Genomic DNA, 7,357 nt, shown 5'->3' with positions numbered 1-7,357 from the left:
GATCGAGGTCGACGACGTGCCGCTTCGCGCAAGGAAACGGGCGGGGCGCGTGTACCTGGTTATGCAAGAACCGGGATACCAGTTGTTCAGCAGCACAGTCGACGATGAGCTTGCAAGCGCGTGCTCTTCGGATGGCGCGGAAGACAGCCTAGGTAATAAGGACCGGATTGCAGCAATAAAGGCTGCGCTTGCCCTCGAGGGTCTTGCCGACAGGCATCCGCTCTCCCTTTCAGGCGGGGAGCGCCAACGGCTTTCCATCGCTGCCGGCTTGCTTTCGAGCGCCCGCGCGATGATTCTCGACGAGCCTACGAGTGGCTTGGATTATCGCAACATGCGTCGAATAGATGCCCAGATCGCGCGCATGCGCGATGCGGGAATCGCTGTCTGCGTTGTCTCGCACGACTATGAATTCCTCTGCTCGGCATGCGATGAGATAGCCCTGGTCGAAGACGGGCGCATCGCCGAGCGCTTCCCCTTAAACAAGGCAACGCTTCCGAAGTTGAAGCTTAATTTCGGGTTTGCAGAAATACAGTAACAAGAGAAAGGTTTCACAATGACAAGCAAAGCAACAATCGGTTCTGCCGCCAAGGAACGTGATGGCTTGAACCCGAAAGACTTCGTCTTTATCGCCGTGTTCGGCATCCTTTTGTTCCTAGTGTTCATGGTGCTCTCGATTATCTTTAGCGCGAATGCCAACCTGTGCTGGTTTACTCACACGGTAGGCGCGTTGTTCGCTGGTACCGTGTTCATGTACCTGGCCTATCGCGTCCCGAAGCGTGGCGCGATCGCCATCATGGGCATCATCGTTGGTGCTGTCGGCCTTCTGATGGGCATGTTCTGGAGCGGTCCTGTCGGCATTGTTGTGGGCGGTATCGTGGCAGACCTTATCGCAGGCGATCCGCAGAAGCGCACCAAGACCAAGCTTATCTGCGCCTTTGCCGCGTTCACGTTCTGCTTCTGGCTGGGGCAGATCTCTCTCATCCTCATGATGGGCGAGGCTTATGCCGAGATGTGCGTTCAGGCCGGCATGACCCTCGAGTACGGCCAAACGCTCGTTAACTCGATTCTAAGCCCGATGGGCGTCGTTACCGGCGCTGCCACCATCGCTGGCGGCCTCGTCGGCGGCTTCATCGGTACCAAGGTGTTCTCGAAGCACTTTGCCAAGCTTGGCATGTAGATTAACGACCGGGAGGTAACTATGGAAATGACCCGGGAAGACGGTATTCTAACGACAGAAGTAGGAAAGGACGTGGGAAAAGAAAGTCCTGCCAAGAAGAAAAACGCGATTCTCGAGCTGTTGGGGTTTGCTGGCAAGCGGCGGGTCTTGGCGTATGTAGGATGCGGCCTTTCGGCGCTGAACGCCGTGCTCACCGTGATGCCGCTTGTTTGCGTATGGTTCGTGGTCCGCGACCTGATCTCGGTGTACCCGAACTGGGCAGAAGCGTCATCTGCCGCAATGTGGGCTGTGCTTGCTGTGGTTTTCGCCGTGTTGGGCATTATCGTGTATTTTGGCGCGCTCATGGCTTCGCATCTTGCGGCCTTCCGTATTGCAGCAAATATGCGCAAAGCGATGGTTCGCCACGTGGCGCGGATCCCGATGGGATATTTCAGTGCGCACTCGTCGGGGGAGATGCGCCGCGTGATCGACGGGTGTGCAGGCCAGACAGAAGACCTTATCGCCCATAAGCTGCCCGATTTCGTCGGCTCTTTCGCCACCCCGGTGATTTTCTTCGTCGTGGCGTTCCTGTTCGACTGGAGGATGGGGCTTCTGTGCCTTGTCCCCATCGCCGTTTCCTTCGCCGCGATGTGGTGGATGATGGGGCGCGAGGACGCGAAGGGCGGCCGCCATTTCATGGAGCTGTACCAGGCGGCTCTCATGCGCATGAGCGCCGCGGCAACCGAATACGTTCGAGGCATACCCGTGGTAAAGGTATTTCAGCAGACGGTGCTTTCGTTCAGGGCCTTCCACGAGGCGATCGTCGGCTACCGCGACATGGCGACGAATTATACCGAGTATTGCCGACGACCCCAAGTCGTGCAGCTGGTTGCGATTAACTCGACTTTCGCGGTGCTCGTACCTGCGGGTATTGCGCTTGCGGCCGTCGCACCTGATTTCCCGGCTTTCCTGATCGACTTCCTGTTCTATGCGTTCTTCTCGGCGATGACGACGACGATGATGTCGAAGGTCATGTATTCGTCGGAGGCCGTCATGATCGCCGAAGACGCGCTGCGGCGGATGAGCACGATCATGGAAGTCGCTCCTATCGCCGAGGTGGAGTCTGCCAAGGCTCTCCATCCGAAGGAGGCGAGCATCGAGCTTTCGGGCGTCAGCTTCTCGTACCCTGGTTCCAGGGAACCGGCGCTTCGCAACGTATCGCTTTCTGTTCCCGCTGGGGCGACGGTGGCTCTTGTCGGGCCGTCCGGCGGCGGCAAGTCGACGCTCGCGTCGCTCGTCCCGCGCTTTTGGGACGCAGATGAGGGTTCCGTTTTGGTGGGCGGGGTGGATGTGCGACGAATTCCCGCCGAGGAACTGATGGGTGCCGTTTCTTTCGTGTTCCAAGACGATCGACTGTTCAAGCAAAGCTTGGCTGATAACGTGCGTGCGGGCCGCCCCAATGCGAGTGATTCCGAGGTGCTCGCGGCTCTTCATGCGGCCCAGTGCGATGACATCATTGCCAAATTCCCCGATGGCGCGAACACCGTAGTAGGAAAAGCCGGCGTGTATCTTTCCGGGGGAGAGCGTCAGCGTATCGCGCTTGCGCGTGCCATATTGAAGGGAGCCCCAATTGTGGTTCTCGACGAGGCGACGGCGTTTGCCGACCCCGAAAATGAGGCACTGATCCAGGCCGCTCTTGCAACGCTTTGCGCAGACAAGACGGTGCTTATGATCGCACACCGTCTGTCAACCGTCGTGAATGCGGATCGTATCTTCGTCATCGACCATGGTTCTGTCGCGGAGCAGGGCGCCCATGAGGAGCTTGTCGCGCAAGGCGGACTGTATGCGCGCATGTGGCGAGACTACCGAACGAGCGCGACGTGGAGGATTGAAGGGGGTGACAGCCATGTGGCGTAGGATTCAAGATGCTTTTGCCTTGACCGATCAAGGCATGAAGGATTTTATACGCGGTGCTGGGTTCTGTGCGTTGGCGAACCTGATGCTGATGCTGCCCATCGTGGTGCTGTACTTCGTCGCAAGCGATTTCATCAGGTACTTGGACAACCCTTCAGTTGGCCTGCCGGGCATGGCGCTCTACGCAGCGGGCATTGTGGCGGCACTTGTTGTGATGTTCGTCACGCAGATGTGGGAATATCGCGCGACGTACACGGTGGTCTACCAAGAAAGCGCCCGCAAGCGTATCGCCATCGCGGAGCGTTTGCGCCTGCTTCCGCTCTCGTTTTTCGGAAGGCGCGATTTGTCCGACTTGACGAGCGTTATCATGAAGGACTGCTCCGATCAGGAGCGCCTGTTCTCGCACACTATGCCGCAGATTTTCGGCATGGGCGCTTCGACGCTGGTATTCGCCGCTATGATGTTCGCGTTCGACTGGAGGCTGGCGGCATCTGCTCTCTGGCCCATTCCCGTGGCGCTCGCGGCGTTGCTTCTGACTGCGCGCATCCAGAAGTCACATACCGCGAAGAAGAACGCGGCGTCCCTTTCGTTTGCCGATGGTCTGCAGGAATACCTTGAATGCCATCGTGAGATACGCTCTCTCAACAAGGTGGGCGCATTCCAGGATGAGCTTGATTGCCGCATCAATCGTTTCGAGAGAGAGAAGATCGATGCCGAGTTGGCTATGGGTGTGGCGGTATGCTCTGCCCAAGGCTTCCTGCGTTTGGGAATCGCATCCGTCATCGTGGTGGGGACGATGCTGCTCGTGACGGGGCAAGTCGACTTTCTCGTGTTCTTTGTATACCTGTTGGCGGTGACGAGGGTCTACGATCCCATCAACGTTGTTTTGCAGGCTGTAGCCGAGCTGATGGACATGAGTTTAAGCCTGGAGCGCATGCGCGCCATCGAGAACGAGCCGGTCCAGACGGGTAGCACCTCGTTCGAGCCTCAGGGCCATGACGTGGTCTTCGAAGACGTGGGCTTCGCATACGCCGACGGCGAGGACGTCTTGGGCAGCGTATCGTTCAAGGCGCGGGAAGGGCAGGTGACAGCGCTTGTGGGCGCGTCCGGTTCGGGCAAGAGCACGGCTGTCAAGCTCGCTTCACGTTTTTGGGACGTAAGCTCTGGCGCGATCTTCGTGGGCGGCGTTGACGTCTCTACCGTCGATCCGGAAACGCTGCTTTCTGCATTCTCCGAGGTGTTCCAGGACGTGGTGCTCTTTGACGACACCGTGCGTGAGAACATTCGTCTCGGGAAGAAGGATGCTACGAACGAGGAGGTTCTCGCTGCGGCGAGGGCGGCGCGCTGCGACGAGTTCGTGGAGCGTTTGCCCAACGGCTACGACACCATGATCGGGGAAAACGGCAGCAGGCTTTCCGGTGGTGAACGCCAGCGTATCTCGATTGCGCGCGCCCTGCTGAAAGACGCTCCGATCGTGCTGCTCGATGAAGCAACGGCCTCACTTGACGTGGAAAACGAGACGCACGTGCAAGCTGCTCTCTCTGAACTGCTTCAAGGCAAGACGGTTCTCGTTATCGCACATCGCATGCGCACGGTTGACAATGCCGACAAGATTGTGGTGCTCGAAGGCGGTTGCGTGGTGGAGCAGGGAAGCCCGGCAGAGCTGCGTGAGAAGCCCGATGGTAGATACCGCCGCATGTTGGAGCTGCAGCGCGAAAGCGAGGCGTGGGTGCTCTAACGCAAAGGCGATGCCGGGCGGGGCAGACGAGTGTGTGCCGAAGCTCCGCCTGGCATATCTGCGAACCAGTGGTACAGAGGAACCTTTGATGGCGATATGTTTTGCCTCTTGAAACCACGAGAGCCGACTGTACGTGAACTGCGCCCCCAAAACTTGGACGGCCTAAATAAGAACTACGCAGCAAGGGACTGATTCCGGAACTCCTCCGGGGTCAGTCCCTTGCGGCGTTGTTCTGCGCGATGCTGTCAGGTTGCCCGTTTCTGCGAGGTTTGCCCTTGTGCCCGATGAGGCTTGGATCTGCGTTTTGCGGCAGCAGACGGGCGCGTTTGGGCGTAGGCGAACCGAATGTGCGACGCATGGCGCATGGTGCCTGGTCGTGGCGTTTGCGGGGGGGCTTGCACGCCGGGTTTGTGCCGGCGGTTTCCCGCGTGCGCGCGGCTTAGTGGGCGCCCCCGGCGGCTCTCGCCGTTTCGAGCACGAGGTTGCGGGCCGCGTCGTCGGGGCCGATGACGGTCGCCTTGCCCCAGCGCGGTTCGAAGCGTCTGCGCGCCTCGTCGAGCAGCGTCTCACGCACCACGGCTATGGCATGGGGAAACTGCGGCGTGGGGCCGGCGTCGAGGATGGCCAGCGCGTTGGTCAGGCCGCAGCTGTGCAGAAGCTCGAGGCGGCCCAGCTCGTCCACCACGAGCATCGCGTGCGGGGCGAGCCGGGTTTCGTTGGCGGGGAGCGCGGGCATGCCGCTATCGGCCGGCGTGATGCCGGCTTGCTTTGCCAGTGCGGCGAAGTGGGCGTTGACTTGCGCGATCGCGGTGTCGGAGATGGCCCAGCCCAGCTTCGCCGCCTTCGCTTGCGTCCCTTCCGTGAACGCTTTGCTCTTGGCGGCCAGGTCGCGGCGGCGTGCGAACTCGATGCGTTCGCCCTGCGGCAGCAGCACGTTGTCGATGCCCAGCTTCTCGAAGCGCCCGGCCCCGTCGAAGCCGTGCTTGCCGCCGGGCTGGCCTTCGGGCCGCGGCACCCATTGCCCAGGTGCCACCACGCCCGCCACGCACGTGCCGGCGGCTTGCAGGCCGGCGCATAAGTTCTCCAGCCATCTGGTTTTCCCGATTTGCACGTCTCCGGTGAGTAGAAACAGCACGCTGACCCCTTCTTTCGTCCTATGATGCGTTACATTATAGGCGAGCGGCGATAATACTGATGAAAGAATAGCCATAAGCTGGCATTTTCGATGTCGTTAAGGAAGGGGCGTTATGGCAGCGCAACAGAATCAGGCGGGTTTGCGGGCGACGGCGATTGCGTTTCCGGGTACGGAAACGCCGGGGACCGCGTGGGATTTGTACAACCAGATGATCGCAGGCATTCCCGAGGGCGTGCTGGTGCGCGATTACTGCTTGGGGCTGAACTGGTCCTATGTCGAGGCGGATTGCGGCATGGGCGTGGCGTTCACCGTGCGCGGAGGCGGGAAGCGCACGTATAAGATGGATTTGCGCGGCATGGAACTGCGTCAGGTGGCCGAGCTGTCGAAGTCCTGGTGCTTTCAGGAGGCAACGTTGGGCATTGCGGCGCTGAACGCGTGGTATTCGCGTCGCGAGCTGCTCGCCCCGTTGGGCTGCGAGTTCGCCGACCCCTCCGAGCACCACGGCGAGGACGAGCCCGGCGGCAACGGGCGGAAGGACGCGATTTGCGCTTACAAACCGCAAATCGCCGAAAAGGGCGACGCGAACGTCGTGGTGGTGGGGCATTTTCCGAACGTGGCCGATATCGCCGAGTACGCAAACCTCGCTGTTTTGGAACGGAATTGCCGCGATGGCCTGGACACGCCCGATCCGGGGTGCGAGTACGTGATGCCGCAGGCGGATTACGCGTTCATCACCGGCGTGACGCTGATCAACAAGACCGCGCCGCGCCTGCTCGATCTGACGCGGCGCGCCACCACGGTGATGGTGGGCCCGAGCGTGGTCATGACGCCGGCGCTTTTTGAGCGCGGGGTGCACGAGCTGGCAGGATCGGTCGTGAACGACCCTGAGCGCGCAAAGTTCGCGGTGGCAAACGGCGGCGGCCAGCTGTTCGGCCAGGCGCTGGTCATGGCCAGCCTGAAGGCGAAATAGCGGGTAGGCATTTCCCCCCTGATAAACGTTGCGATATCAAGAAAAGCGAACGTCTGTATTGACAGTACAGGCGTTCGCTTATATAATAATCGCAATGAGCCAGTGCGAACGCTCGGCCGTCTGCCGTGCCCAAGCTGGCGAAGGGTCCCGCCTTCGCCCATACCACGTTCGCAAGATCCTCTTCACCACGGGAAGGCGGCACATGCCGCCCGGGAAGGGGACGGAGTATGCCCGAGCTCAGCAGGTTTTACGGGATTGTCGTGAGAATGTATTTCGACGATGACCAGCAACATTCATTGCCTCATGTCCATGTGTACTACGGCAGCATGGACGCTTCGTATTCGTTGCAGGGAAAGCTGCTTGGCGGTAAGATTCCGCCAAAGCAAGAGAAACTGCTTCTGGCCTGGATAGCCCTTCACGAACAAGAATTGCAAGAGAACTGGT

General features: G+C 60.1%; 7 protein-coding genes. 6 read left to right on the top strand and 1 reads right to left on the bottom strand.

Translation table 11 applies throughout. The features are described from left to right. From Q0D52_RS10005 to Q0D52_RS09990, 4 genes are all read left to right on the top strand, one after another. Nucleotides 1-535: ATP-binding cassette domain-containing protein (locus Q0D52_RS10005; protein ID WP_294382656.1), on the top strand; the 535-nt coding region annotated here is incomplete at its 5' end. Nucleotides 536-553: 18 nt separating this feature from the next. Next, nucleotides 554-1,177 (top strand): MptD family putative ECF transporter S component, encoded by a 624-nt coding sequence (locus tag Q0D52_RS10000; RefSeq protein WP_294382654.1) that lies wholly within the window; start codon nt 554-556, stop codon nt 1,175-1,177. A 21-nt stretch (nt 1,178-1,198) separates the two neighbouring features. Next, nucleotides 1,199-3,073 (top strand): ABC transporter ATP-binding protein, encoded by a 1,875-nt coding sequence (locus tag Q0D52_RS09995; RefSeq protein ID WP_294382652.1) that lies wholly within the window; start codon nt 1,199-1,201, stop codon nt 3,071-3,073. Continuing rightward, nucleotides 3,063-4,808 (top strand): ABC transporter ATP-binding protein, encoded by a 1,746-nt coding sequence (locus Q0D52_RS09990; RefSeq protein WP_366930347.1) that lies wholly within the window; start codon nt 3,063-3,065, stop codon nt 4,806-4,808. The genes Q0D52_RS09995 and Q0D52_RS09990 overlap by 11 nt, the downstream gene beginning before the upstream one ends. Nucleotides 4,809-5,247: 439 nt before the next feature. Here the strand turns inward: Q0D52_RS09990 and Q0D52_RS09985 are convergent, their stop codons facing one another. Next, complete coding sequence (locus Q0D52_RS09985; RefSeq protein WP_294382644.1) at nt 5,248-5,943, bottom strand: hypothetical protein; 696 nt, start codon at nt 5,941-5,943, stop codon at nt 5,248-5,250. 112 nt (nt 5,944-6,055) lie between these two features. On the opposite strand from Q0D52_RS09985, the gene Q0D52_RS09980 reads away from it, so the two are divergent. Continuing rightward, nucleotides 6,056-6,913, top strand: a complete 858-nt coding sequence (locus tag Q0D52_RS09980) for a DUF364 domain-containing protein (protein ID WP_294382641.1) — start codon at nt 6,056-6,058, stop codon at nt 6,911-6,913. Nucleotides 6,914-7,140: 227 nt separating this feature from the next. Beyond that, nucleotides 7,141-7,357: DUF4160 domain-containing protein (locus tag Q0D52_RS09975; RefSeq protein ID WP_294382638.1), on the top strand; the 217-nt coding region annotated here is incomplete at its 3' end.

It is taken from the genome of uncultured Senegalimassilia sp., assembly GCF_934630535.1.
Lineage (GTDB): Bacteria > Actinomycetota > Coriobacteriia > Coriobacteriales > Eggerthellaceae > Senegalimassilia.
This window is presented reverse-complemented; position numbering and strand designations above follow the sequence as displayed.